Raw genomic sequence first — 26575 nt, 5'->3', positions numbered from 1 at the left:
CACCATCCTACGGCGCGGGCTGCACCTTCAGCGCCGCATTGGGCAACATACCAAACACATCGGGCGCGTACATCGCTTCAACCCGGGTTGGCGGAATCTGGAAAGTACCCACCTGATTGAGCCGCACCGTGTATTCCAGCACCAGCTCGCCGCGCGGCACATAGCTGTAATAGGCGCGATAGCTGCTGAAAGTCCGCTCCACATAATCCGCACCGCCATCACCAGTGGCCGTTTTGGCCTCGATCGCCGAATCGCGGCCCAAGCCGCTGCCCAGTATCGTGGCCCCGGCCGGAATGGGGTCGTTCACCACCACCCAAGTCATATCGCTTTGGGCGGTGATTTCGAGCCGCACTTTCAGTACATCGCCCGGCTGATACTGGCCGGCGACTTTCTGGCTGACCGGGGTCACAGTTTTCTTGATGCCATAACCGGCATAGCGCGGGGCTTTGAGCACAAGCGCCGCCTCGGCCTGCACTGTGGCCCATGGCTCGCCACTGCCGTTGTGTTTCAAGGCCAGATTGCCCTTACCGCCGGTTGGCCAAGGCAAGAGGCCCAGTGCTTGGCTGCCCTCTTTAGGCCAATTCAGCGCCAGGGTTTTCTCGCCCAGCTGAGCGCTTGTGCTCCCCGATACCGGCACGGTTTCATACTGCCGCGAGAAGGCCGCCACCGCCAGCGTGCCCCACAGATTGGCTGTGGTCGTTTGCCAATGGCCTTTTTGTTGGCGCGCCAACAAGCCGGTGAGCAAGCGTGGGATATCGCCTTGCCAATCGGGCAGGCTGCGCGCTACCAGCAAGAGCCGCGCGGCATTGACATCGGGGCTGCCCATCAGCCACCACGCATAATCATCTCGCTCGGTGCTAAAGCCAAGTCGCGGCCCTTGGTAAGTCAGGCGGGCGCGCAAGAGATTGCTGGCTTCCTGCTGCTTGGCCGCCAGATTAAAGCTCGCCGGCAGGCTGGCCTTGGCGCGCTGCAAAAGCGACAGCCAATCGATCAGCATGGCGGTGTTCATTTTTTGCGGATTAGGCTCCAGCACATCGAGCATGGCCGGCTTGAATTGGCCATAGCGCGCCAAGACTTCCATTGCGGCCAGCAACCGAGCTTCCTGATCTTGGCGCCCCAGTGGCAGCTGGCGTTTCAAACGGCCTTCCACCAGTGCCACCAGCGCATTGAGCATGCGCTGCCGCGGCGCATCGGGGAGGGTTTCACCGGCTTCTTGCGCCGCCGCCAACAGATACACCGTGAGGGTATCGCTGCCAATACTGCCATTTGATTCGCTGACCGGCCAATACCATGCCAGACCATCTTGATCGAGATACAGCGGCAATTCGCTCATCAGCCGCTGCCAGCGGGTTTTATCCCCCAGCCCCAGCGCGACCGAAGTACGCTGCTCTAGGCAGGAATACGGGTATTCGCTGAACCAGCGTTTCACCGCCGGCAGCTCATTACCCAGTTTGCTTTGCAAGCTGATGCGAATACCGCCACGGCCCGCCAACGCATTGGGCGGCAAGCCCACCGGTACAGTCACACCAGCGCTACTCACCCGCAGCAAGGTGGCCTGCTCCACCGTCACCGGCACCGCCGGCTCCACTTGCTGCTGCACGGCCAAGCGATCGCTGGCCTTGCCGCCCACTTCCTGCGCGCTGAACTGCCACGCTAGCTGACTAAGATTTTGCCCCACGGTCAGCGGCCAGCTCACAAAGCGCGCTTCACCTGCCGGAATCTCCACCTGCTGCGGCGTCAGCGCAGCCACACCCGAGGCGCTGGCCGTCACTTTCACCGCCATTTTGCGCTCGCTGCCATTGCGCACATTCACGCCAGCCGCCAGCTGATCGCCTTCGCGCACCAATGGCGCCACAGCCGCGGTCAGCTGCAGATCTTGCCGCACGGTAAAGCTGGCTTCGCCGGTGCCAAATAAATCTGGCCCGGCATCCACCACCGCCACCAGCTTGAAGGTTGTTAGCGCATCATTAATCGGCACCTGCACCCTGGCCATACCCTTGGCATCCAGCACCACGGCAGGCTGCCAGGTCAGCAGGGTTTCCAGTAATTCGCGGGTGGGGGCTTTGCCGCCACCGCCGCCCGGTGGCAAGGCTTTGCGGCCGTAATGGCGCTTACCGACCACTTCGAGCTGCGCGGTGGCGATTTCCACCCCAAAGCTATGCCGCTGATACATAGCTTGCAGTAAATTCCAGCTCTCATTGGGCTGTAATTCCAGCAAGGCCTGATCGACCGCAGCAAAGGCCACCTCGGTGCCGGCGGGCGCTGGCTGGCCATTCGGTAGCGTGACTTTCACGGTAACTTCGGCCTGCTCGCGAATACCATAGCTCGCCTTCGCCGGGGTAACGCTGACCTGCAGCCGCTTGGCCGCTTCGCCCACCTTGATTTCCGTCACCCCATATTTAAAGGCCGGCCGCGACAGATCAACCAAGGCCGTTGGCGGGGTGTAGTCGCGCCCTTCCTGCCAATAGGCCTGCCACCATTCCACCGGTGATTTCCAGCCCCAGGTAAAGAAGGAATACCACGGCACATCACGCACGCGACCGCGCACCGCCAGCACCGACACATACACATTCGGCGTCCAGTCAGCGGCAATCGGCAGGCTAAAGCTAGCGGTTTTGCCCTCCAGCTCGACAACGCGGGTTTCCAGAATGCCTTCGCGCTCAATCCCGATCCAGGCCGTGGCTTTGCGGAACGGCATCCGTACCTGGAAAGTCGCGGTTTCACCGGGGGCGTAGCTGGTTTTCTCGGGCAGCACGTCGATGCGGTCGTTGTTATCGCCATCAAACCACAACTCGTCATGCTGGCTCACCCAGACTTCCTGCGCACTGCGCACGCGCTGACCTTGTGCATCCTGCACTTCGGCCACCAGCTCCATATTGCCGGCGGCTTTAAAATTCACCTCGCAATACGCCAAGCCCTGCGCATCGGTGGTGGTGCTGCACACCTCGCCTTTGTCTTCAATCTCTTCGTTGTGCTCCCAGGCATAAAAGCCGCCTACCAGCCGCTTGCGGCTAGATAGGTAGCGGTGCTCGCGCAGCTTGATGCTGACTTTCTGCCCTTTCACCGGCTGATCATTGGTATCCAGCACCACGGCTTTGGCTTGCAAAGCCCGTGCGGTGGTAATCCAGCTATCCATCTGCAAGCCCACTTGCAAGGCCGCGGGCCAGAGTGGAATGCGCCGGCTGATGGTTTGCACTTCGCCATTCGGGTCGGCCAAGGCCATTTCGCTCACCAGCTCGTAGCGGCGATCTAAGGCGGGCAGATTTTTCACCACCACCTTGCCGTTGCCATTGGCATCAAGCTTGACGGCGGCTTTGTCCAGCACCACTTTGCCATCTAGCGACGATTCGCTTTGATTGGCCGCGCGGGGGGGATCAAAGGTGAACGCTTCGTAATTGGCCGGCGAGCCAAAGCGGCTAGCCAGCATGGCGCTCACTTGCACCGGCCAGTTTTTCGCCGGCCCACCATTGCCCCATGCCAGCGAAAGGGCCAGGGGTATTTCCTTGGCAGCCACACCAGCGTTCTTGTTGGCGACAATACCCCCGGTCATGGTCGGCAACTGGAATTGCTCGACCCGGAAAGTGCCGCTTTGGAGCGAGTAGCCATCCAGCACAGGATTGGCGGCCTCGCCGTGCATTTCGCGCTGGCGCATGCCTTTGCGCTCAATGTAAAGGCTGTATTCACCCAGCTTGGCTGCCGCCGGCAAGGTAAAACGGCTCTCGGCATAGCGGCCTTTGCGCCAGCTGAGCGGAAATTTAAATTCATCGCCGCTGGCTTCGTGCACGATGCGCAGCTGCTGCGGCAACGCTTCGGCTTGCAACAGCTTCAGCCCGCGCGGGGTGCGCAAGCGCAAGTAATGCTTCATCGAGACGGTTTCACCAGCGCGCAGCAGGCTGCGATCCAGCACGCTGTGCGCGGCAATGGCCGAGGTTTCGTCAAAATAGCTCGGATAAGGGAAGCGCCAAGCTTCCAGCCCGCGATTCCAGCTGGAGCGCACAAACGAGACGTCTTTCTGCCCTTTGGCATCTTTCGCCCGGGCAAACACATACAGATCACGATCATCGTCGCAATCGCGCCGCTCGGTGAGCGCACGCTCCACCATCACAAAGCCCTGCGCATTGGTCTGCCCTTGCCACAAGGCCTGCCGGCGGCAATCGTAAATCGCCACCTTGGCCCCGGCTACCGGCTTGGCTTTATCCAGCGTGGTCACCCACACCGCCTGATTATTGGAAGAGGTTTTCAGATGCACCGCCAGATTGGTGACCAGCGCCGTGGTGCGCACATACATCGGCTTATCCGCCCCCAGCAAGGCACGACCCAAGAGGCGGGATGAGACTTCCAGCACATAAAAACCTGGCTGTGGCAGCGGCACGCCCACTACCTCAAATGGCCAGCGCCCTTGCTGATCGGGCTGGCTGGGGAGTTTGAGCGCTTGTGCATGCGGGTCTTTACTTAGCAACGACAAGCGGCGGGTTTGCACGTCTTTATTGTTTAGCCGCACCGTGGTCTCGTGGTAATCATTGACCTTGCTGTACCAGGCCATGATGTCGGCGTCGGATTTGAGCTGCAGGCTCTGCCCACCCAGCTGCACACTTTGAATCGCAAGGTTTTTTTCCACCCCGCGCAGGGTGAGCGGCACCAGCGCATCGGGGCCTGATTCGATAATGCCAAAAGGCGCCGCGGCAAATTTGGCCAGCGGTGGATAATCACCCAGCTTCACCGGCAAAGGAAAACGCGCCGCATTCACCAGCGGCCGCCCCACTTCGTCGACCAAATCGGCGGGTAATTTAACCGTGAGCTCGGCCAGCGCGGGAAACGGCGGCTTAAAGCTAATGCCCTCTACTGGCTCACCCCGATTGGCGCCGTCAACCTCAGGGCTGCGCTCGACACCATCGCCCACCAGCCGAATCGCATTGGCCAATGCAGCCGGCACGGCCGAGCTAAATTGCAGCCGGATGGGCTTGAATGGAATACACGCGCCCTTGGCATTTTCACGCTCGCAGCTGAGCGTAGCTTTAAATGGCGCGCGCACTTTAAAGCGCAGCCGATCCGGCTGGCTCTGGCCACGCTGATGCACAATCAGGACATCACTCTCCGCCGGCAGTGGCTGGGCGCAACGCGCCACGATTAACTGCCCCGCCACTTTGCGCAAATCCAGCGCTTGCACGATTTGCTCGCGCTCGCTGGCCGACACCAGCTGCATGCGCAGGCGCTCGGGCAGACTGCTGGCCTGGCAATACAGCTGCTCAATCGCCGGCGGCTGGCCATTAAATTGCAGCACAAAGGCTTGCTCTTCTTCGATCAGTGTTTCCTCCGGCCAGCTGCGGGTGATTTGCGGCAGGCCGGTATAAAAACGGAAACTCAGATTAGCCGGCAGCGGCTGGCCTTGCAGATCTTTCCAGCCGGCTTTGGGGGTAAAGCGGCAATCGGTCTTGGCAGGCAAACGCTGCTGCAGATCAAGCACCCAGGTTTTGTCATCCACCCAGTGACCTTGGCCTTTGAGTGGGCAGTTCCAGGTCAGCGGCGCGGGGGCTGCGCTATTGCCCAGCGCCACCACCGGCGCAGCAAAGCTCACTCTAACCTGATCGACCTGTTTCACTTCGCCCTGCGGGCTAAACACCGCCACCGTGGCGGCTTGCGCCAGCGCGGTCAGGCCGCCCAGTAGTCCACTTAGGATGATTGCCGCCGATTGCTTGCGCATAGCCTGTCCTCGTCTGCCGGGATAAACAACCCGTGCTTTCAAATTGATTACAGGATTGTACTTGGGAAGACAGGCGAGCAGAACCCTAGCCACACAGACGGTGCGCTAGCGCACAGCGCGCCAAGACTTGCCATGCGCGAAACACAGGGCCTAGCGTGGCTTGGCCAATGGCGCCGTCGCGCGTTGCCCTTGGCTACACGGTTGGAAACCCGGCCACCCGCAGGCCCCCACACCACGGCCAGCAGACCAGCGCTGGCTCAGCTATTGCAGCTGGCGTTTAGCGCCCAGCCTTTCCAGTGTGCGGATCAAATCAGCACTGCTGCGCCGGCAGGCCACGCAAGGCAGCTGGCGATGCTGGGCCAGATCGCGGTAATTGCGCATGGTGTTGTGATTGAGAAAATCTGTAAACAAAATCACCACCTCCATGCCTTTGAGGTTTTTCGGGCTGCGCTGGTGCACCGGATTGCGGCCGGTCACATGATGACCGACCGAAATGCCAAACTCGGCCAGCGTCGCGGGGATAGCGCCCAGATGATCAGCGCCGACGATCAGTGCCTGCATGATGAGCTCCTTGTTATGCGGCGAACAGAGTGAGCACCCAGACTAACACCACCTTTATATTTCTTTTAATTATTATTTGTTAGTTTTACATAACCAAACATCAAAAATCCATCCCGAACAATAATGAAGAACAGTTATATTAAAATCACATTTAAGTATTATTAAATTTAAGTGACATCCAGTAGGATGCAGCTCATCAGCACTGCCACAGCGCAGTCACCCAGTTTTGACCCTACCTGAGGATGAGCACATGCATAACAAAACCCCTATTCTGGCTCTGGCCCTAAGCCTGAGCGTGCTGGCTGGCAGCGTTAGTGCCGCCAGCGTGGATGTCCGCGGCCAATATCGCAGCGAGCAAGATAAATTTGAATCCCGTGTTTTGCTGAATCATGAGTGGAGCAATGGCATTGGCGCTGGCTTTGAGTATGTAGTCGACAATACCAGCAAAGCAGGTGAAGGCATTGATCAGGCGCGCTGGAAAGAAAACGAGCTGGAGCTGTATTACAAATACAAAGTCAGCGACACCCTGACGCTGCTACCGAGCGTACTGTTCCAAGATACCAAGGCCAGCGGCGACATCGCCAAGATCGGCTTGCGCGCCAACTGGGCTTTTGCCCCTACCTGGCGCCTGGATGCCCGCGTACGCTACGAGCACAAAACCCGCGACACCCGCGATCTGGCCAAGCAATGGGATAACGATGACACCACCCGCAGCGAGTTATGGCTGCGCAAAACCTTCAATAAAGATCTGGAAACCTATTACAACTTCCGCTGGGATCACAAGCTGAATAACTACGCTTACCCAGATAAAAGCAGCAATCTTTACGAGCACAATGTCGGCGCGGCCTACAAGCTGAACGCCAACTTCAAGCCTTATGCTGAGATCGGCTACCTGCCTGATGCGCTGATCAAAAACAAAGCACTGACCGACGATTGGCGCTTCCGGCTGGGTCTGGTTTACAGCTTCTAAGGCACGCCCCCACCGTAACACAAGGCTGGCCGCTTAAGCCTCCGATTCACCCCTTTGCGCGCAAAGGGGTTTTTTATGCCCAAAGATAAAATGGTTATATCAAAATCACCTTAAATTCTTTGTTCTAGCTTCGGCTGCTTGTTACAGTCAGGGTCACCTCAATCAATTTGGAGCTTCACCATGACTTCATTGCGCCACTGGGCAGTTGCCCTTGCTTTGGGCTCAGCCGCAGCCTTGAGCCACGCCGATACCACTTTGCTGAACGTCTCCTACGATGTGATGCGCGATTTTTATAAAGATTACAACCCGGCCTTTAGCAAATACTACGAAGCCAAATTCAAAGACAAAGTGATTATTCAGCAATCGCACGGCGGCTCAAGCAAACAGGCGCGCTCGGTGATTGATGGGCTGGAAGCCGATGTAGTCACCATGAATATGGCCACCGATATTGACGCGATTGTCGAGAAAGGCAAACAGATCAACGCAGGCTGGGATAAGAAATTCCCGAATGAGGCCGCGCCATTTTCCAGCCTGCAAGTGCTGATTGTGCGCAAAGGCAACCCCAAAGGCATTAAGGATTGGGCGGATCTCACCAAGCCCGGCATTCAGGTGGTGGTACCCAACCCGAAAACCAGCGGCAATGGTCGCTACACTTTCCTGGCGGCCTGGGGCGCAGCGCTGAAACAAAATGGCGGTAACGAAGCCAAAGCGCGCGAATTCACCCAAGCGCTGTTTGCTAATGTACCGGTGCTGGATGCTGGCGGCCGCGCAGCCACCACGACCTTTATGCAGCGCCAGATTGGCGATGTGTTGGTTACGTTTGAAAATGAAGCCGAAATGATTGCGCGCGAATTTGGCCGCGGCAATTTCGAGGTGATCTACCCAAGCGTATCGATTGATGCCGACCTGCCCGTGGCCGTGGTGGATAAAGTGGTCGACAAAAAAGGCAGCCGCAAAGCCGCCACCGAATACCTGAGCTATCTGTGGAGCCCGGAAGGCCAGGAAATCGCCGCGCAAAACTACCTGCGCCCCCGCAATGCAGCGGTCGCAGCCAAATACGCGAAGCAATTTCCGGCGATCAAACTGTTTGGCGTGGCCGATTTTGGTGGCCTGAAAGCGGCGCAGAAAAAATTCTTTGATGATGGCGCGATTTACGATCAGATTGCCGCCGACATCGCCAAAAAGAAATAAGCCCACTAGGTATAGCCAGCCAAGCCAATCCCAAGCTTGGCTGGCGAGCAATACCCTGCAAAAGGAAATCCCATGAAGTTCAAACAGCACAGTGTGCTGCCCGGCTTTAATCTCTCGCTGGGCTACAGCATGCTGTATCTCTCACTGATTGTGCTGCTGCCGCTGGCGGCGCTGATCAGCAAATCGCTCGGCTTAAGCTGGGCCCAATTTTGGGCCACCGTCAGCGAGCCGCGCGTGGTGGCCACCTATCAGGTGACCTTTGGTGCGTCGCTACTGGCGGCGTTGATTAATCTCTTTGTGGGTCTTTTGATTGCCTGGGTGCTTGTGCGCTACCCCTTCCCCGGCAAGCGCTTTATCGATGCGCTGGTCGATCTGCCCTTCGCCTTGCCCACTGCGGTGGCAGGGATTGCGCTGGCCACCCTGTATGCGCCCAATGGTCTTCTGGGCGAGCCGCTGGAAAAGCTCGGCATTAAAATCGCCTTTACCCCGGCCGGGATCGTACTGGCGCTTACATTTATTACGCTGCCTTTCGTGGTGCGCACGGTACAACCGGTACTGGAAGACATGGAGCGCGAGCTGGAAGAAGCCGCCTCAAGCCTCGGCGCCACCCGCTGGCAGATTTTTAGCCAGGTGATTTTGCCCACGATTTTCCCGGCGCTGCTCACCGGCTTTACGCTGGCCTTTGCCCGCGCGATTGGTGAATTTGGCTCGGTGATTTTCATTGCCGGCAATATGCCGTTCAAATCGGAAATCACCCCGCTGATGATTATCTCCAAGCTTGAACAATATGATTATCTGGGCGCTACCGCGATTGCCGTGGTGATGCTGCTGGTGTCGTTTGCCCTGCTGCTGCTGATTAACGGCCTGCAATGGTGGATGGCCAAACGCCTGGGGAGACGCAAATAATGGCGACAACAACGCGAAGCCTCGCCACGACCGAAGCGCCGTGGATCCGCTACACGCTCACCACGCTGGCACTGGCACTGATTACTCTCTTGCTGATCGTGCCGCTGTTATCGGTATTTTATGAAGCGCTGCATCAAGGCTGGCAGCTGTATCAAGATTCGCTGCTGGAAAGTGATGCCCTCGCCGCGATCAAACTCACGCTGATCGTAGCCGCGATTTCGCTGCCACTGAATCTGGTGTTCGGCGTGGCAGCAGCCTGGGCGATTGCCAAGTTTGATTTCAAAGGCAAAAGCATACTGATCACGCTGATCGACCTGCCCTTTGCCGTCTCGCCCGTAGTGGCCGGCCTGATTTATGTGCTGCTGTTTGGCGCGCACGGCTGGTGGGGGCCGTGGCTAGCCGAGCATGACATCAAGATCATCTTTGCGGTGCCCGGCATTGTGCTGGCGACGGTGTTTGTCACCTTCCCCTTTGTGGCGCGTGAGCTGATTCCGCTGATGGAAGCGCAAGGCAGCGAAGAAGAGCAAGCCGCCTTGGTGCTGGGCGCCTCGGGCTGGCAAACCTTCTGGCATGTCACGCTGCCCAATATCAAATGGGGTCTGTTGTATGGCGTGATTCTGGCCAATGCCCGCGCCATGGGTGAATTTGGCGCGGTGTCGGTGGTGTCGGGTCATATCCGCGGCATGACCAACACCATCCCGCTGCACGTCGAGATTCTTTATAACGAATACAACTTTGTCGGCGCTTTTGCCTGCGCTTCGATTCTAGCTCTCTTGGCATTGGCCACGCTGGCCATCAAGAGCTACATCGAATGGCGCACCGAGCAGCAAGCCGCCGAAGATCGCAAACACGCGACCGAGGAATAAACCATGAGTATCGAAATTCGCAATATCGTGAAAAGCTTTGGCGAGTTCAAGGCGCTCAATGATCTGTCGTTACAGATTGATTCTGGCGAGCTGGTGGCGCTGCTGGGCCCATCGGGCTGCGGCAAAACTTCGCTCCTACGGGTGATTGCCGGCCTGGAAACCCCCGACAGTGGGCAGATTCTGTTTCATGGCGAAGACACCACCGAGCGCCATGTGCGCGAGCGGCAAGTGGGCTTTGTGTTTCAGCACTATGCGCTGTTTCGCCATATGACGGTGTTTGACAATGTGGCCTTTGGCCTGCGCGTGCGCCCCAAGGCCACGCGCCCCACGGATGCTGAAATCAAACGCAAAGTGCATGAATTACTCAATCTGGTGCAACTTGATTGGCTGGCCGATCGCTATCCGGCCCAGCTCTCGGGCGGCCAGCGCCAGCGGATCGCCCTGGCGCGGGCACTGGCAGTCGAGCCTAAAGTGCTGCTCCTGGACGAACCTTTTGGCGCGCTGGATACCAAGGTACGAAAAGAGCTGCGCCGCTGGTTGCGCCGCCTACACGATGAAATGCACATCACTTCGGTGTTTGTAACGCACGATCAGGAAGAAGCACTGGAAGTCGCCGATCGGGTGGTGGTGATGAATAAAGGCCAGATCGAGCAGATCGGCACACCGAGCGAAGTTTACGATCATCCGGCCACGCCATTTGTGTATCAGTTTTTGGGCGATGTAAATCTATTCCAATCACGCGTGCATGATGGCTGGGCACAGGTGGGCGACGCCAAATTTGCCAGCGATGGCGAGCACGCCACCGTGTATGTGCGCCCGCATGAGATTGACCTCAGCCGGGTGGCCACCGCCAATGCCATTCGCGGCACCATCACGCATATTCGTCTGCTGGGCGCCACGGTGCGGCTGGAAGTGGAAGTAGCCGAGCATGATGTGGTGGAAGTCGAGCTAACGCGCGAGCGCCAGCAGGAAGGCGGCTGGCAAATTGCCGAGACGGTATATCTGATTCCGCGCGAAGCCAAAGTGTATTCAACGGCGGCTTAATGCAGCGAAATTCAAGGCTAGAACGCCCCAAAACCGCCCGCATGGGCGGTTTCAGGCTGCTAACAAAGTAGAAACCACGATTTTTCAAGTCTCGGCAAAGCCGAGCCTAGGAAATAAGGGCTTGAATCTGCCGCCTTTATTTTTTATTCCCACCCCTCCCGTCCCCTCCTTGAGGGGAGCCTCGCTTTGCGAGTGGGGTTTGTAATCAATCTAAAACCGCCCGCAAGGGCGGTTTTTTCTTCGCCATTGGCTCGCGCAAACCGCACCGCAGCAGCTTCAATTAACTCAATTTATTTAATAACATCGGAATATAAAAAAAGCATTTCAAAGTATTTAGTAAACTAAAAACAATCCGGCATGATGGCTACATCAACTCCACACCACAGAGAAAACCACGATGAAAACCACTCGCGCTCACCTTGCCGGTCTGCTCCTCACCGCCTTTGCTGGCAGCTCCTTCGCCGCCAGCTTTGAAATCTTGAACGTCTCCTACGATCCGACGCGTGAGCTGTATCAGGACTATAACAAGGCCTTTGCCGCTTACTACAAAAAGAAAACCGGTGATGATGTCACCATCAAGCAATCACACGGTGGCTCGGGCAAGCAAGCCCGCGCCGTGCTCGATGGCCTGGAAGCCGATGTAGTGACACTGGCACTGGCCTATGACATCGACGAGCTGGCCACCCAAGGCAAATTGCTCAAACCCGACTGGCAAAAACAATTTAAAGAAAACTCATCGCCCTACACTTCCACCATTTTGTTCCTGGTGAAAAAAGGCAATCCGAAAGGCATTAAAGACTGGTCGGATCTGATTCGCCCCGATGTCAAAGTGATTACCCCGAATCCGAAAACTTCGGGCGGCGCACGCTGGAATTACCTCGCCGCCTGGGGCTGGGCGAAGAAAACCTACGGCTCAGATGACAAAGCCCGTGATTTCGTGCAAAAGCTGTATAAAAACGTGCCCGTGCTGGATACCGGCGCCCGTGGCTCAACCGTCACCTTCACCCAGCGCGGCCTCGGCGATGTGCTGATCGCATGGGAAAACGAAGCCGAGCTGGTGTTCCGCGAGCTGGGTCGCGATAAATTTGAAGTGGTGGCCCCATCACTCACCATCAAGGCCGAGCCACCTGTGGCGATTGTCGATAAAAACGTCGATAAAAAAGGCACCCGCAAAGTGGCCACCGAATACCTGAGCTATCTGTATTCGAAAGAAGGCCAGGAAATCGCCGCCCAAAACTACTATCGCCCGATCGATAAAGAAGTGTTTGCCAAATACGCCAAGCAATTCCCAGCGGTGAAGCAGTTTGATATCGACGACGAATTTGGCGGCTGGGCCAAAGCGCAGAAAACCCACTTTAGCGATGGTGGCGTGTTCGACCAGATCTACAGCAAGTAATCCTGCGGGCCACCCGCTGCCGCACGCCCTGCTGCGTGCGGCATTTTTTATTAGGTATAGCGCTGCAAATCAATCACTATAAGCATCACAGCACTATACCCCTGATCTTTTAAACCGCTTTGGTCTAGTGCGTGCGTACACTGGGCGCGGGCGGGAGAATGTCGCCATGAATCAGATCGTGCAGCCCCCTCTCAATTACCCGGTGCCCCCGGAAATCCGCCAGGATTGGCCGGAAAGCCTGTTTCAGATCGATAGCCTCAAAGGCGTGGTGGTGAAAGCCATGGGCTCGACGCTTTCATCGGCGTTTCAGCCACTGCTTGATCGCAACGGCCAGCGCTTTGCCGATGAAGCCCTGCTACGTGCCACCGTGCGCGAGCGGCCGATCGCCCCGCAGCAGGCCTTTGGCGCGGCGCGGCAAGGCCATAAGCTGATTGCCTTTGATCGGCTGTGCCGCACCCTGCATGTGATGAATTTTGCCAGCTACGCCCAGCCGGATCGGCTGCTGTTTCTGAATGTGCATCCGGAGCTGCTGGTGCAGATCAACGATCATGGCGCGTATTTTGAGCGGATTTTAAGTAGCCTTGGGTTTAGCCCGCAGCAGATTGTGCTGGAGCTACTGGAACACGAAACACTGTCCAGCGATGCGGTCGATATTTCGCGCGCGGTGCACAACTACCGCAAGAAAGGCTACCGGATTGCGCTGGATGATTTTGGCCATGGCATGGCCAATCTGGATCGCCTATGGCTGCTTGAGCCCGACTACGTGAAGCTGGATCGCCATCTGATCGCGCTGGCCGCGCAGCAAAGCAAAGCACGCGCCGGCTACGGCCAGCTGGTGCAATTACTCAAAAATGCCGGCACCCAAGTGATTGCCGAAGGCATTGAAACCGAAGAACACAAGCAGCTGGCGCTGGCGAGTGGTGTGGATGGGCTGCAAGGTTTTTACTTTGCCCATCCCCGCCCTCGCCCGCTCTAAGCGCAAGGGAGAGCTGATGCAAGTAAGCGAACAATGGCCGCTAGAAATCGAACAATGGCTGGCCGAGGGTAAACGCATTTTGATCGCCCCGGGCTGGAAAAACTCGCCCGCCGGGCATTGGCAAAGCGAATGGCAAGCGCAATTTCCGGCCATGCAGCGGGTAGAGCAGCCCGATTGGGATTATCCCGTCGCCGCCGACTGGGTGCGCCAGCTGGATCAGACCGTGCGCGCCAGTAGCGCCCCGGCGCTGATTGTGGCCCATAGCCTCGCCTGCCCAACGCTCGCGCACTGGGCCGCACTGCATGGGCGCGAGAGCTCAGTGAAAGGCGTACTGCTGGTCGCGCCTGCCGATGTAATGCGCCCGGAAGCACCCGAAGCATTTACCGGCTTTGCACCGCTGCCGATCATACCGCTGCCGTTTTTTAGCTGGATTATCGCCAGTACCACCGACCCGCATTGCAGCACCGACCGCGCCAGCCAGCTGGCACTCAATTGGCGCTGCAAGCTCTCGCTGATTGAAAACGCCGGGCATATCAATATTGCCTCCGGCCACGGCGAATGGCCGGAAGGGCTGCAATTGCTGGCCAAGCTGATTCAGATTGTGAATGGCGATCAGGATGAATAAAGCCCGGCCGGCAGGCTGAACTTTTTGCCCGCCGGCCACTCCATGCCAGAGCAATATGTCACTGCCCGCGCTGGAGCCGCTATGCCGCAACTGAGTTTATTTTTACTGATTTTCGCCGCCGCCTGCCTGCTTGCCCTGGTGAGCATGTAGGTGCAAAAAGCCGATAAAGTCGAAACCGGCATTATGGCCGGCACCGGCGGGCTTAGCCTGGCTGGGGCACTGCTCGCCTGGGCCAATGCCTAAGCCAGCCTAAGCCAGCCACCGCCCAATAAAAAAGCAGCCTCACGGCTGCTTTTTTATTGCGGTACTCAGTGCCCAGAAGCCCCGAGCGCCTGTAAACACCTTTACTTTATAAGAAGCGCAGCGCCGCCATGGCCACGAGGGTGGGGGTGAGCGCAGCCAGCGCCAGATAGCCGGCGTTCACCGTGCCATCGCTAAAATGCCCACGCAAAATCGTCAGGCCCGCCGGATTGGGCGCATTGGCAATCACGGTTAAACCACCACCTGCCACCGCACCGGCCACCAGCGCATACTGAAACTCGGGCGAGAGCCCCGGTACCAGCGAGCCCAGATAGGTGAGCGCCGCATTGTCTGTAAAGGCGGTCAGCGCAGTCGCACCAAAGAACACCGCATCGCTACTCATACTCATCAGCACCGGCTGCAGCCACCATTGCTGATGCCCCCCCAACACCACCAAGCCGGCAAGGAAAAACGCCACTAGCAGCGCCTCGCGCAAAATCAGTCGGTCTTGATGGCGCTCATAGGCATGGGTAATGCCGATAAAAAACAGCAACAGCCCCATGAAAATGGGCGGGTAATGCGCAAACACCACCACCCCAAGCAGAAACAGCAAATGGGTAATCACCAGTGCCATGGGCACTTTCGGCGCGCTACTGCTATCCGCGCTTGGCGCTTGCAGCTGCGCCAGCTCGCGCCAAAACAGCAGCGTGAGGCCGACAGCATTTACCGTCACGGCAATCGCCGCTTTCCAGCCAAACTGGGTCAGCATAAAGTGCAGATCCCAGCCCCATTGGCCGGCCACCATCAGGACTGGCGGCGCGGCAAACGGGGTGAGTGTGCCGCCGATTGAAATATTCACAAACAGCACGGCCAAGGTGGCGTATTTAAAGCGCTGGCTCAAAGGCTGGGCAAAAAATTGCTGGCTGATAATCAGCGCGGCCAGCGTCATGGCCGCCGGCTCGGTGATAAACGAGCCCAACAGCGGCACAAAAATCATAACCACCAGAAAATAACCCACCCGCCCCGGTAGCGGCAGCAGCCGCGCCAAGAGATTAATCAGCTCACCGGCCACATACAGAATCGGCCGCGTGGCGGCGATGACCATAATCGCAAACACAAACAGCGGCTCGGTGAAATTGCGGGTGTTCAGATATTCTTTGGTTTCAGGTACGCCCACCAGGCCAAACATCGCCAGCATCAGCACCAGCGCCCAAAAGCCAAACACCACCTCCACTTCGCCCAGCAAATGCCAGATGCCGCCGTGGCGAGGGTAACGGTGGGCCAGCCCTTCAAAATATTTGGTGGCAAAGGTGTGCAAAATAGCGACGGCAAAAATTGCGGCCGCCAGCAGCTGAAAAGTGCTGGGTGATTGATCCATCGGCGTTCCCTGTCAGATTCATTGTTGTATGCGGCAGTGCCGTGCATAGCCTACCGCCACTGTGAGACTGGCGAAACCGTGCCGGAGTTCAGTGGTACTTTTGCCAACACGCTAGTGATCATCTAGCGCAGTTGCGCCAGATACCCCACCCCGTACTGCCCACAGCCCTATTAATATCAAGACCCAGCGCGCCATACCCCGGTAGCTACATCTGGCCTCGCCCTTTTCACAATTGTTTACAACTAAGCAAACTTTGCGCCGGATTGCGTTGGCGCGGCTCTTTAGCATGGCGGCATCTTCTCCAACCCGAGGTGTACCATGCATTTTTCGCTGACGATTCCGCTTTTGTGTGCCCTACCCTTTACGCTGGCAGCTTGCGGTGGCGCAGGCCCTACTACCCCTAGCCCCACTCCAGCGCCAACCGCGCTGCCCACTCCGGCGCCGGTGAACTACGCGCCGGTCATCAGCGCCTGGCAAACCAAGCTCCAGCAGTTTTTAAGCGCACAACAGCTGGCGGGCCTAAGTATTGCGGTGGTGGATGGCGACCACGTTGTGTGGGCGCAGGGCTTAGGCGTGGCTGATCTGGCCAGCGGGCAGCCCGCCACGGCCGATACGCTATTTCGGGTGGGGTCGATTTCCAAGCTGTTTACCGCCACTGCGGTGATGCAGCTGGTGGAGCAGCAGCAATGGCAGCTCGAGCAAAGCCTGCCTAGCCTCTTGCCGGGTTTTAGCGTGCATTCGCGCTTTGCGGCCAATGCTAGCGCCGCCCAGCAAAGCGTGACGCTGCGCCGCGTCTTGAGCCACCACGCAGGCTTACCGGAAGTGGTGGTCGCCTGCCTGCAGCAATACGATGCCGCGCTCACCCGCTGTAGCCAAGGGGTAGAGCTCGCCCATCGGCCGGGCGAGCAATATGCGTATTCCAATTACGGCGTCGATTTATTGGGCGCGGCCTTGGCCCAGCATTATCGGCAACCGTTTACCGAGCTAATCCGCAGTCAGGTTTTGCTGCCACTAGGGATGCGCCAATCGAGCTTTGCCCCCGCCAGTGCCCCCTTTAACCGCTACGCCCAAGCGCACGCCGGGCGGCAGGCGGTGGGCTACCAGAATGACTATGACCATATGCCAGCCGGGGGGCTATGGAGCAGCGCCAATGAGATGAGCCGCTTTTTACGCTTTGCGGTCAATGGTGGCCAACTAGAAGGGCAGCAAGTCTTGCAGCGCGCGAGCTTGCAGCAAATGTGGCAGGCGCAAAACCCCGATACCCCGCTGGATCTGGATTGCCAGACCGGACTGGGCTGGTTTGCCAATGAATGCGGCGCCCCCAAGCTGGGAGATGGCTGGCGGGTGGTGCAGCATGGCGGCTCCACCAAGCTCTTTAATGCCGAGCTAAGCGTGCAGCCCGAACACAAGCTGGGCGTGTTTATCGCGGTCAATGGCGATGATCAGGACCAGCTGAGCCAACTGGCGCGCGATTTGCTGGCCGATTTACTCAAACAGAAAACTGGCCAAGCGGTGAAAAAAACCACCCTGCCCGCCGCGCAAATCACGCAGCCTAGCGCAGCCGAGCTGCAACGCTATGCCGGCTGGTATTACCTGCACTCGATTGATTTACCCGCCGCCGCCTTGCAACTAAAGGTGCAGCAGGGCCAACTCCTTGCGCAGTCGGCCGACCCCACCGCGCCGGCAATACCGCTGCAGCGCGACCAGAATGGCTGGTATCGCCTGCAAGGCGTGAGCGATGCACGCATCCAGCTGCAAACACTGGCCGGCCGCGAAATGCTGGTGGCACAAACCAGCGATGGCCGGGCGCTGCATTCAGAGCGCCTCAAAGCCCAGCCACTCAGCGCAGCTTGGCAGCAGCGCATTGCCACGCCGCTGCAGGTGGGCGATCTCACGCTGAGCTGGGAAGTGCTGGATGGTCTGTTGCTGCTCTTAGCCAATGATCAACCGCTGTACATCATTGAGCCCTTGGATGACCAGACTGCCGTCGTGGCCGGACAAGGCCGTGGGCGGGGTGATGTGCTGCGCTTTACCGATACCGGGGTACTGTATCAGGGCCTAGGTATTGAAAACGTTAGGCTGATCAAAGATACCCACTAGGCACACCCCCAGCCGCACCACTTGGCGCGGCTGGGTACAGGCGCAGCCCGCGAAAAGCGGTACACTGCGCCAGCCACCGAAGGAGCGCACATGAGCCGCATTTTGCTAATTGAAGATGATCTCAAACTGGCGAGCCTGACCAGCCGCTACCTGAGCCAGCAAGGCCTCACCGTGCGCTGTGTGCACGATGGGCGCGAGGCGCTGGCCGCCTACAGTGCGTTTCAGCCCGATCTGGTGATTCTGGATGTGATGCTGCCCGGCAAAGATGGCTGGCAAATTTGCCGCGAGCTGCGCCAGCACAGCGCGGTGCCGCTACTAATGCTCACCGCCCGCGATGAGCAATACGACCAAATTCTGGGGCTGGAGCTGGGCGCCGATGATTATGTAGTGAAACCGGTGGAGCCACGGCTGCTGCTGGCGCGAATTCGCGCCATTTTGCGCCGGCAAGAAGGCCATCTGCCCGCCCCGGCCGGCTTGCTGCAATACGGCCAGCTCAGTATCGACACCGCCAATCGGCAAGTGACACTGGCCGGGGCAGACATCCCGCTGGGCAGTGCCGAATTTGAGCTTTTGAATTTACTGGCCAGCCAGCCGGGCAAGGTGCTCTCGCGCGAGCAAATTATTCAGGCGCTGCGGGGGATTGAGTTTGATGGCCTCGATCGCACCGTAGATGTATGCGTCAGCAAGCTGCGCAAAAAACTGGGGGACGATCCGCGCGAAGCCCGCCGCATCAAAACCGTCTGGGGCAAAGGCTATCTATTTAGCCCCAACCAGTGGGAGGGCTAAGCCATGTTGCGGCTGTTTTTCCGGCTGTATCTGCGGCTGATTTTGGGGTTTATCGTATTTGTGGCCGGCGTGAATTACGCCCTGTATGGCGTTATGAAACAGGAAAACCTGCGCATGACCCGTGCAATGGCCAGCGGGCAGGTGTATCAGCTACAGCAGTATTTTAATCCGCTCACCCCCGGAGCGCGCCCGGCTGCCCTCACTGCACTGCAAGCGCATTTTGGCCTGCAGCTGAGTTTGCATCCGGCTGGCGGGCTGGCGCTGAGCCGCGCGCAACAGCGCGAGCTGGCAGCCGGTGATTTTGTCGTGCTAAGCGAAGATGGCGCGCTCACCAGCACTGATTCGGCTTTGATTTTGCCCTTGCAGGGCGGGCAATGGTTGCAGGTGACGATCCCGCCCGACCCAAGCTGGCTCGGCTGGGCCAGCCTCGGCGCCAATCTGGTGGTCTTTGCGCTACTGGCGGCGCTGCTGTGGCACTGGAGTAGCCGCCACTGGCGCGATCTGGCCCAGCTGGGCGCAGCCGCCCGTGCCATGGGGCAAGGCCATTTGGAAGTACGGGCCGATTTACCGAAAAAATCCGATCTGCATCAGCTCGCCACGCATTTTAATCAGATGGCGGCGCAGCTGCAGCTCTTGGTCACGCAGCAAAACGAGATGATTCACGGGGTGGCGCACGAGCTGCGCACCCCGATGGCGCGCATGGCCTTTGAGCTGGATTTACTCGCCGCCAGCAGCGATGCCGCGGAGCAGCAGCAATTGCAAACCGAGCTGCGCAGCGAGCTTCAGGAGCTGGAGCAACTGATCAGCGAAATGCTCAGCTACTGCCGGCTGCAACAGCAGGCCCAGCCCTGGCAAAGCGTACCCGCCGCCGACTGGCTGGCCAGCGCACTGGCCGATGCCGAGCTGGAAGCGCGCCAATATGGGGTTACGCTGATTGGCGAGGCGCCGGCACAGCACTGCCAGCTCGAGCCGCGGCTGCTGGCGCGGGCGCTGAGTAATCTGCTGCGCAATGCGCTGCGCTATGCCACGCAACGGGTCGAGGTGCGGCTGACTGCCGAGGCGCAGCACTGGGTGCTGACAGTGGATGATGATGGCCCCGGGATTGCCCCGGATGATCGACTGCGGGTGTTCGAGCCCTTTACCCGGCTCGATCAAAGCCGCAATCGTGCCAGCGGCGGCTTTGGGCTGGGACTGGCCGTGGTGCGGCGGATTGCGCAATGGCATGGTGGCGAGGTGAGCGCCAGCCAATCGCCGCTAGGTGGGGCACGGCTGCAATTGCGCTGGCCGCTGCAATATACCCCTGCCGGTATCGGCCAGCAGGAAAATAAAGATATAGATCAGTCATCTATACCCCCGACATTAAATTGAAACGATTGTTTTAAACCTCTGTAATAGTCGCCGCGCATTATCGCCATCCTTTGTATCTGCCCGAAAGGATTGCATGATGGATCGTCGCCAATTTCTGCGCATGGCCGGTTTTATGACCGCCAGCGTGGCCACCCCGGTTTTATTAAGCGCCTGTGGCGGCGCCAGCGTCGAGGCCCCGCAGCCGACAGCCAGCCCCAAACCGCTGCTGCTGCAGTTTCCGCAAGGGGTAGCCAGCGGCGATCCGAAAGCGGATAGCCTCGTTTTCTGGACTCGCGCCTTGCCTGCCGGGCTCGACCCCATCGCCGTTCACCCGGCCAGTGCCAATAGCACACTGGAACTGATCGTGACCGAGGGCGACCCGGGCGCTGCCGTGGGCACCACCGCCGAGCTGACCGGCAAGATCGTTGCCCGCGTGCAGCTGGCCGCGCTGACCGAGTGGGATCACAGCGTGCGCCACAAGCTCAGCGGCCTGAATGGCAATACTGTCTATGGCTATCAGTTTGTAGCCGGCACTAGCCGCTCGCTGATTGGCCGCGCCAAAACCGCCGCTGCCGCCAATGTGGCCCTGAATCAGCTGAAATTTGCCTTTTTGTCCTGCCAGGATTGGAGCGTGAACCACTGGGGCGCGTTTGATTTGCTGACCAAGGAAGAGCTGGATTTTATCGTGCATCTGGGCGACTACATCTACGAAACCGTGGGCGAAGCCTTCCAGAAAGGCGCAGTTGAAGCTACCCACCCGGCGCTGAAATTGCCCAATGGCCCGTACAAGAGCGGCAACAGCGGCGCGCGCTATGCCAACACCATCGACGACTATCGCGCCCTGTATAAACAATACCGGATGGATCCGCGCCTGCAGCAAGTGCATGCCCGCTTTGCGATGATTGCGGTGTGGGATGACCACGAGTTTTCCGATGATTGCTGGGGCGATGCCACCACCTACGACAACGGCAGCTTTGATCCGGCCAAAGGCGGCGACAACAAGCACGAAACCGCCCGCCGCCGCGCCGCCAATCAGGCCTGGTATGAATTTATGCCGGCCGATGTGGCCTTTGATGCCAATGCCACCGGCTTTCAGACCATCCGCCTCTATCGCGATTTCCAGTTTGGTCAGCTGATGCAGCTGGTAATGACCGACCAGCGCCTGTACCGCACCGACCACGTTTTGCCCGAAGCCCAGGTAGGCAGCGCCAACGGCAGCCGCTATATGGTGCCAACGCAATATCTGGCCGCGGCCGAAGCGCAAAAGATGAAAGTGGCCGCCGCAGGTGGCGACCCGCTGGCGCTGACCTCGATTCTGGGCAAAACCCAGCGCGACTGGTTTAAAAACAAACTGAAAACCTCCAGCGCCCAATGGCATTTCTGGGGTAATGAAGTCTCGCTGCTGCGCATGCGGCTGGATGCACGCAAGCTGGCGGGCGTACCGGCCGAGCTGCAGCAAGAATTTGTGCTTAACGCCGATCAGTGGGATGGCTTTAACGCCGAACGTAGCGATATCCTGGGTTATATCCGCAGCCAGAATATCCAGAACGTCGTCGCGGTGACCGGCGATATTCATAGCTTCTATGCCGGGGTGGCGCACGCCGATTACAGCCAAGACACCCCTGCGGTGGTCGATCTGGTGACCGCCGGGATCAGCAGTGATTCGTTCTATAGCTATCTGGCTAGCGCAGTGCGCGACCCGTCTTTAGCCAGCGCTCAGGCCCTGATTTTTACCAGCGAAGCGGGTGCCGAAGCGATTGCGATTCAGATGCTCAGCCTTGCCATTGCCCAGCAAGCTGGCGTGAGCAATTTAGGCGACAAAGCCGCCATTCAGCAGGCGGTGGGCGCGGCCATTCAGGCGGGCCAGCTTCCAGCCGCGGCCGTACAAGCCACGGCTGGCCTCGCCACCAGCGAAATCAACACTCTCAATGATTTGCTGGGTGGCGGTCTGGGGCAGACCATTGCCAGCACCATCGCCAGTCTGGCGGCCCGCAAAGCCTCGGTGGCCGCGCAAACCTTGTATGGCTTGGTGGCCGGCAAAATCGCCAGCCAGATGCAAATCCCGGCCGCGAATGTGCCTGCCAGCGCGGTGCAGCCATTCCTGAATCCATTTGCCGATCAGGCTAGCGGCAAAGCGCCGGTGAATAATCCGTGGATCAAGCACGCCGATACCGACGCTCAAGGCTATGCCGTGGTCACCGTAACGCCAAGTGAAGTGCAATGTACTTTCCGCAAAATGCGTCGCCTCAGCAATGGCGCTGCCCCAAGCGCGCCATTGGCGGGCGAAACCCGGGTGCGGATTGCCAGCGGTAAAGCCGATGTCAGCGTGGTGAGCTAAGCCGCCACGCGCAGGCTGACGTATTAAGTTGTGTTGTGCGTATCGCCATCGGGCTGGCCGTCGCCCGCTGGTCTTCGCCCCACCTTCGGGTGGGGCTTTTTTTATCCGCCGCGCGCGGAACTAGACCTTTGCGCACTGTCCCGAAAAATTCGTCTAGACGTAACCGCATTGTCATCTTGCCTAGGCACAATGCCCGCATCCCACAACAAGATGGATTTGCGCCAAATGAAAACCGTAACTCGTCTGACCGCTGCCCTGCTGGCGGCACTCGCTGCCGCGCATAGCTTTGCGGCTGATACGCTGACTGTGTACACCGCACTGGAAGCCGACCAGCTCAAAGCCTATCAGGAAAAATTCGAGCAAGAATACCCGAACATCAAATTGAAATGGGTACGTGATTCTACCGGCATTATCACCGCCAAACTGCTGGCCGAAAAAGCCAACCCGCAAGCCGATGTGGTGATGGGTCTGGCTGCATCCTCGCTACTGGTGCTGGAGCGTGAAGGCATGTTGCAAGCCTACGCCCCCAAAGGCGTGGAAAAACTGAGCAAGCAATATGTGGATGACAGCACGCCACCAACTTGGGTGGGGATGGATGTGTGGGGCGCCACCGTGTGTTTCAACACCGTTGAAGCCGCCAAGCTGGGCTTGAAAAAGCCAGAAAGCTGGAAAGACCTGCTCAAGCCTGAATTCAAAGGCAAGATCGTAATGCCCAACCCAGCCTCAAGCGGCACTGGCTATTTTGATGTGACCGCCTGGTTGCAAATGTTCGGCGAAAAAGAAGGCTGGGCCTATATGGACAAACTGCACGACAACATCGCGCAGTACACCCACTCTGGCTCAAAACCATGCAAACAAGCTGCAGCGGGCGAATTCCCGGTCGGCATTTCGTTTGAATATCGTGCGGCCAAGCTCAAAGACGGTGGCGCGCCGATTGATCTGGTATTCCCGAAAGAAGGTCTGGGCTGGGATCTGGAAGCAACGGCCATCATGAAAGGCAGCAAAAACCTCGAAGCGGCGAAAAAACTGGCCGACTGGTCAGCTTCAAAATCAGCCAACGAGCTGTATGAGAAAAACTTCGCCATCGTGGCTATGCCTGGCATCGCCAAGCCCAATGCGCATATCCCGGCTGACTATGAAAAACGCCTGGTGAAACAAGATCTGCGCTGGTCAGCGGCCAACCGCGACAAGATTCTGGCCGAGTGGACTCGTCGCTACGACGCCAAATCAGAAAAGAAATAAGCCTGACTGCATCACCCGGCCATGCCGGGTGATGGCCCGGCCCGCTGCTGGCGGGCCTTTTGCCTATTGGAAGTCCGATGTTGCGCGATTTACCCGAACACCAAAACACCGAGCGCCCACCGCATGGCGCCGCCCCCAGCCTGCATGTGCAGCTGAACGATATTCATAAACAGTTTGGCCGCTTCACCGCGCTGGCTGGCATTCATCTGGATATTCGCCAAGGTGAGTTTGTATCGCTGCTGGGCCCCTCAGGCTGCGGCAAAACCACTTTGCTGCGCATTCTGGCCGGGCTAGAGCACGCAGACCGCGGGCAAATCATGCTGCATCAGCGCGATATCACGCGACTTCCGCCGGCGGAACGTGATTACGGGATTGTGTTTCAATCGTATGCGCTGTTTCCCAATCTGACCGTCGCGGCCAACATCGCTTATGGCCTCAAAGGCCGGCGCGAAGATCGCCAGCGCCGGGTCGATGAGCTACTCGATCTGATCGGGCTGGCCGGCATTGCCAGCAAATATCCGGCTCAACTTTCAGGCGGGCAACAGCAACGGGTGGCACTGGCGCGCGCGCTGGCCACTTCGCCAAGCTTATTGCTGCTGGATGAGCCGCTGTCGGCGCTGGATGCGCAAGTGCGCGAACACCTGCGCCACGAAATCAAACAACTGCAACGCAAACTGGGCGTGACCACCATTATGGTGACCCACGATCAGGAAGAAGCCCTCACCATGGCCGACCGCGTCGTGGTCATGAACCACGGCGTGATCGAGCAGATTGGCAGCCCGGAAACCATCTACCGCAAGCCCGCCACCCGCTTTGTGGCCGATTTTGTGGGCCAATGTAATTGGCTGAGCGGCACGGTGCTCTCGCCCGGCTATTTCCGCTTGGGTAATGCCGCGATTGCCGCGCACAGCCTCGCCCATCACCCGACCGGCCGGCAGGTGGAAGTTTTCCTGCGCCCGGAAGATGTGATTTTGCATCCGCGCTGGGAAGCCGGCCCGAATATGGCGCTGGGCGAACTCAAACAGCTGGAACTCCTGGGCAGCCAATACCGCATGACGTTGCAAGTGGCCGATTGGGGCGGTATTACGCTGCAAGCCGATCTGAATCACCACCAGCTGGCCAGCCTGAATTTCCGCGATGGGCAGCGCATACCGGTGCAGTTACCGGCCAATTGCCTGCAATGCTTTAGCACGGAGCATAGCGAATGAGTACCCTCGCCCTGCCCGCGCCCAGCCGTTGGCCCAACTTAACCCCCATCTTGCTCGCAGGCACCGTGCTGGTGGCGCTGCTGATCATGCTGGCCATGCCGCTGGTGGCCATTCTGGGCCAAGCGGTGCGCGACCCGGCCACTGGCGCGCTGAGCTGGCAAGCCATCGAGCAAACACTGGCCAGCCCCGGCCTGCTGGAACAACTGCAGCGCAGCTTGGCGGTGGCCCTCACCACCTGCGTGCTGGTGGTGCCCTTGGCCTATGCCTATGCCAGCGCCCTCACCCGCAGCTGCATGCCGGGCAAAAGCCTGTTTCGCGCCTTGGCGCTGATTCCGCTCTTGGCGCCCTCGCTACTGCCGGGGATTGCGCTAGTGTATCTGTTTGGTAATCAGGGCGTGCTCAAAGGGCTGTTTCCGGATGGCATTTACGGCTTTTGGGGCATTGTGCTGGGCGAGGCGTTTTATACCTTTCCGCACGCGCTGATGATTTTGCTTACCGCCTTGGCAGTGGCCGATGGCCGGCTGTATGAGGCGGCCCATGCGCTGGGCGCCAATGGCCTGCGCCGTTTTCTGACCGTGACGCTGCCTGGTGCGCGCTTTGGCCTGATCTCGGCCACCATGGTGGTGTTTACACTGGTAATCACCGATTTTGGTGTGCCCAAAGTGATTGGCGGGCAATACAGTGTGCTGGCGCTCGAAGCCTACAAGCGGTGATTGGCCAGCAAAACTTCCCGCGCGGCGCGGTGATTGGCCTGCTGCTGCTGATTCCGGCGCTGATCTCCTTTGCCGTCGATCATCTGGCCCAGCGCCGCCAGCAAGCGCTGCTCACGGCCCGCGCCCAGCCGCTGCAAGTGCGTGCGCAACCCGTGCGCGATGGTTTGGCCCTGCTGTTTTGTACCGTTGTAGCCGGCAGTTTGCTGCTGCTGTTGGGCACGGCCGTGGCCGCGGCGCTGATCAAGCTGTGGCCGTATAACCTCAGCCTCACACTCGATCATTTTGATTTCAGCAATGTCGATGGCGGCGGCACCGAGGCCTTTGGCAATAGCCTACGCATGGCCGGCTGGACGGCGCTCTTGGGCACGGTCTTGGTGTTTATCGGCGCGTGGCTGACCGAAAAAGTCGATGGCGCGCGCCGCCTGCAACGGCCGCTGCATTTATTGGCCATGCTGCCCATGGCCGTGCCGGGCCTGGTCTTGGGCTTGGGCTATGTGCTGTTTTTTAATCAGCCGGGCAATCCACTGCATGGTCTGTACGGCACGATGGCGATTCTGGTGCTGTGCTCGGTGGCGCATTTTTATACCACCGCCCACCTGACCGCCGTTACCGCTTTGCGCCAGCTCGATCGCGAATTTGAAGCCGTGGCCGCTTCGCTGAAAGTGCCCTACTGGCAAACCGCGTGGCGAGTGACCTTGCCGGTGTGTCTGCCGGCCATGCTGGAAGTCGCCCGCTATTTCTTTGTCGCAACCATGACCACGGTGTCGGCGGTGATTTTCATCTACAGCCCGGAAACCACGCTGGCCTCGGTGGCGGTGCTAAATATGGACGACGCCGGCGATACCGCCGCGGCCGCCGCGATGGCCACGCTGATTGTGGCGAGCTCAGCGCTGGCTTGTGGGCTGTTTGCCATTTTGCAAACCATTTTACTGCGCCGCACCCAGCGCTGGCGGGCCCGTAGCGAGTGATACCCACACCGGTATAGCG

At 58.8% G+C, this 26575-nt stretch carries 19 protein-coding genes; 16 read left to right on the top strand and 3 right to left on the bottom strand.

Features of this window, described 5'->3' with window-relative positions; genetic code table 11:
- Positions 1–7: 7 nt before the first annotated feature.
- Together G482_RS0106060 and G482_RS0106055 are read right to left on the bottom strand one after the other, a co-directional pair.
- Positions 8–5701 (bottom strand): alpha-2-macroglobulin family protein, encoded by a 5694-nt coding sequence (locus G482_RS0106060; protein ID WP_028449291.1) that lies wholly within the window; start codon positions 5699–5701, stop codon positions 8–10.
- A gap of 261 nt (positions 5702–5962) precedes the next feature.
- Positions 5963–6262, bottom strand: coding sequence for a DUF2325 domain-containing protein (locus tag G482_RS0106055; protein WP_028449290.1), 300 nt, complete (start codon positions 6260–6262; stop codon positions 5963–5965).
- 250 nt (positions 6263–6512) lie between these two features.
- Here G482_RS0106055 and G482_RS0106050 point away from each other — a divergent pair, with 250 nt between their 5' ends.
- From G482_RS0106050 to G482_RS0106015, 8 genes are all read left to right on the top strand, one after another.
- Entirely contained in the window at positions 6513–7232 is a 720-nt protein-coding gene (locus G482_RS0106050) for an oligogalacturonate-specific porin KdgM family protein (protein ID WP_028449289.1), read from the top strand.
- Between the two features lie 180 nt (positions 7233–7412).
- Entirely contained in the window at positions 7413–8423 is a 1011-nt protein-coding gene (locus G482_RS0106045) for a sulfate ABC transporter substrate-binding protein (protein ID WP_028449288.1), read from the top strand.
- Between the two features lie 72 nt (positions 8424–8495).
- Positions 8496–9329, top strand: coding sequence for a sulfate ABC transporter permease subunit CysT (cysT, locus tag G482_RS0106040; protein WP_028449287.1), 834 nt, complete (start codon positions 8496–8498; stop codon positions 9327–9329).
- Entirely contained in the window at positions 9329–10195 is an 867-nt protein-coding gene (cysW, locus tag G482_RS17520) for a sulfate ABC transporter permease subunit CysW (RefSeq protein WP_034619019.1), read from the top strand. Before cysT ends, cysW begins: the two co-directional genes overlap by 1 nt.
- A 3-nt stretch (positions 10196–10198) precedes the next feature.
- Positions 10199–11239, top strand: a complete 1041-nt coding sequence (locus G482_RS0106030) for a sulfate/molybdate ABC transporter ATP-binding protein (RefSeq protein ID WP_028449286.1) — start codon at positions 10199–10201, stop codon at positions 11237–11239.
- 397 nt (positions 11240–11636) lie between these two features.
- Positions 11637–12635 (top strand): sulfate ABC transporter substrate-binding protein, encoded by a 999-nt coding sequence (locus G482_RS0106025; RefSeq protein ID WP_028449285.1) that lies wholly within the window; start codon positions 11637–11639, stop codon positions 12633–12635.
- A gap of 166 nt (positions 12636–12801) precedes the next feature.
- Positions 12802–13611 carry an EAL domain-containing protein gene (locus G482_RS17515; protein ID WP_051258773.1) on the top strand — a complete coding sequence of 270 codons (810 nt, stop codon included), beginning with the start codon at positions 12802–12804 and terminating at the stop codon, positions 13609–13611.
- A gap of 16 nt (positions 13612–13627) precedes the next feature.
- A complete protein-coding gene (locus G482_RS0106015; protein ID WP_051258772.1) occupies positions 13628–14236 on the top strand; it encodes an RBBP9/YdeN family alpha/beta hydrolase in 609 nt (202 codons plus the stop codon).
- Between the two features lie 349 nt (positions 14237–14585).
- Here G482_RS0106015 and G482_RS0106000 read toward each other — a convergent pair whose 3' ends face one another.
- On the bottom strand, positions 14586–15854 hold the full coding sequence (locus tag G482_RS0106000; RefSeq protein WP_034619018.1) for a putative Na+/H+ antiporter: 1269 nt from the start codon (positions 15852–15854) through the stop codon (positions 14586–14588).
- A 318-nt stretch (positions 15855–16172) separates the two neighbouring features.
- Here G482_RS0106000 and G482_RS0105995 point away from each other — a divergent pair, with 318 nt between their 5' ends.
- The 8 genes from G482_RS0105995 (at position 16173) to G482_RS20475 (ending at position 26556) form a co-directional block, all read left to right on the top strand.
- Positions 16173–17954, top strand: coding sequence for a serine hydrolase domain-containing protein (locus G482_RS0105995; protein WP_028449282.1), 1782 nt, complete (start codon positions 16173–16175; stop codon positions 17952–17954).
- Positions 17955–18044: 90 nt separating this feature from the next.
- Positions 18045–18740, top strand: coding sequence for a winged helix-turn-helix domain-containing protein (locus G482_RS0105990; protein ID WP_028449281.1), 696 nt, complete (start codon positions 18045–18047; stop codon positions 18738–18740).
- A 3-nt stretch (positions 18741–18743) separates the two neighbouring features.
- Positions 18744–20108 carry an ATP-binding protein gene (locus tag G482_RS17510; protein ID WP_051258771.1) on the top strand — a complete coding sequence of 455 codons (1365 nt, stop codon included), beginning with the start codon at positions 18744–18746 and terminating at the stop codon, positions 20106–20108.
- 76 nt (positions 20109–20184) lie between these two features.
- On the top strand, positions 20185–22425 hold the full coding sequence (locus tag G482_RS0105980) for an alkaline phosphatase D family protein (protein ID WP_034619016.1): 2241 nt from the start codon (positions 20185–20187) through the stop codon (positions 22423–22425).
- Positions 22426–22650: 225 nt separating this feature from the next.
- Complete coding sequence (locus G482_RS0105975) at positions 22651–23667, top strand: putative 2-aminoethylphosphonate ABC transporter substrate-binding protein (protein ID WP_028449279.1); 1017 nt, start codon at positions 22651–22653, stop codon at positions 23665–23667.
- Between the two features lie 77 nt (positions 23668–23744).
- Positions 23745–24875 carry a putative 2-aminoethylphosphonate ABC transporter ATP-binding protein gene (locus tag G482_RS0105970; RefSeq protein WP_051258770.1) on the top strand — a complete coding sequence of 377 codons (1131 nt, stop codon included), beginning with the start codon at positions 23745–23747 and terminating at the stop codon, positions 24873–24875.
- On the top strand, positions 24872–25588 hold the full coding sequence (locus G482_RS20480) for an ABC transporter permease subunit (RefSeq protein ID WP_211227572.1): 717 nt from the start codon (positions 24872–24874) through the stop codon (positions 25586–25588). The genes G482_RS0105970 and G482_RS20480 overlap by 4 nt, the downstream gene beginning before the upstream one ends.
- Positions 25585–26556 (top strand): ABC transporter permease subunit, encoded by a 972-nt coding sequence (locus G482_RS20475; RefSeq protein ID WP_211227571.1) that lies wholly within the window; start codon positions 25585–25587, stop codon positions 26554–26556. The genes G482_RS20480 and G482_RS20475 overlap by 4 nt, the downstream gene beginning before the upstream one ends.
- The last annotated feature ends 19 nt before the right edge of the window (positions 26557–26575 follow it).

The sequence above is a fragment of the Chitinibacter tainanensis DSM 15459 genome (assembly GCF_000429785.1).
GTDB lineage: Bacteria > Pseudomonadota > Gammaproteobacteria > Burkholderiales > Chitinibacteraceae > Chitinibacter > Chitinibacter tainanensis.
This window is presented reverse-complemented; position numbering and strand designations above follow the sequence as displayed.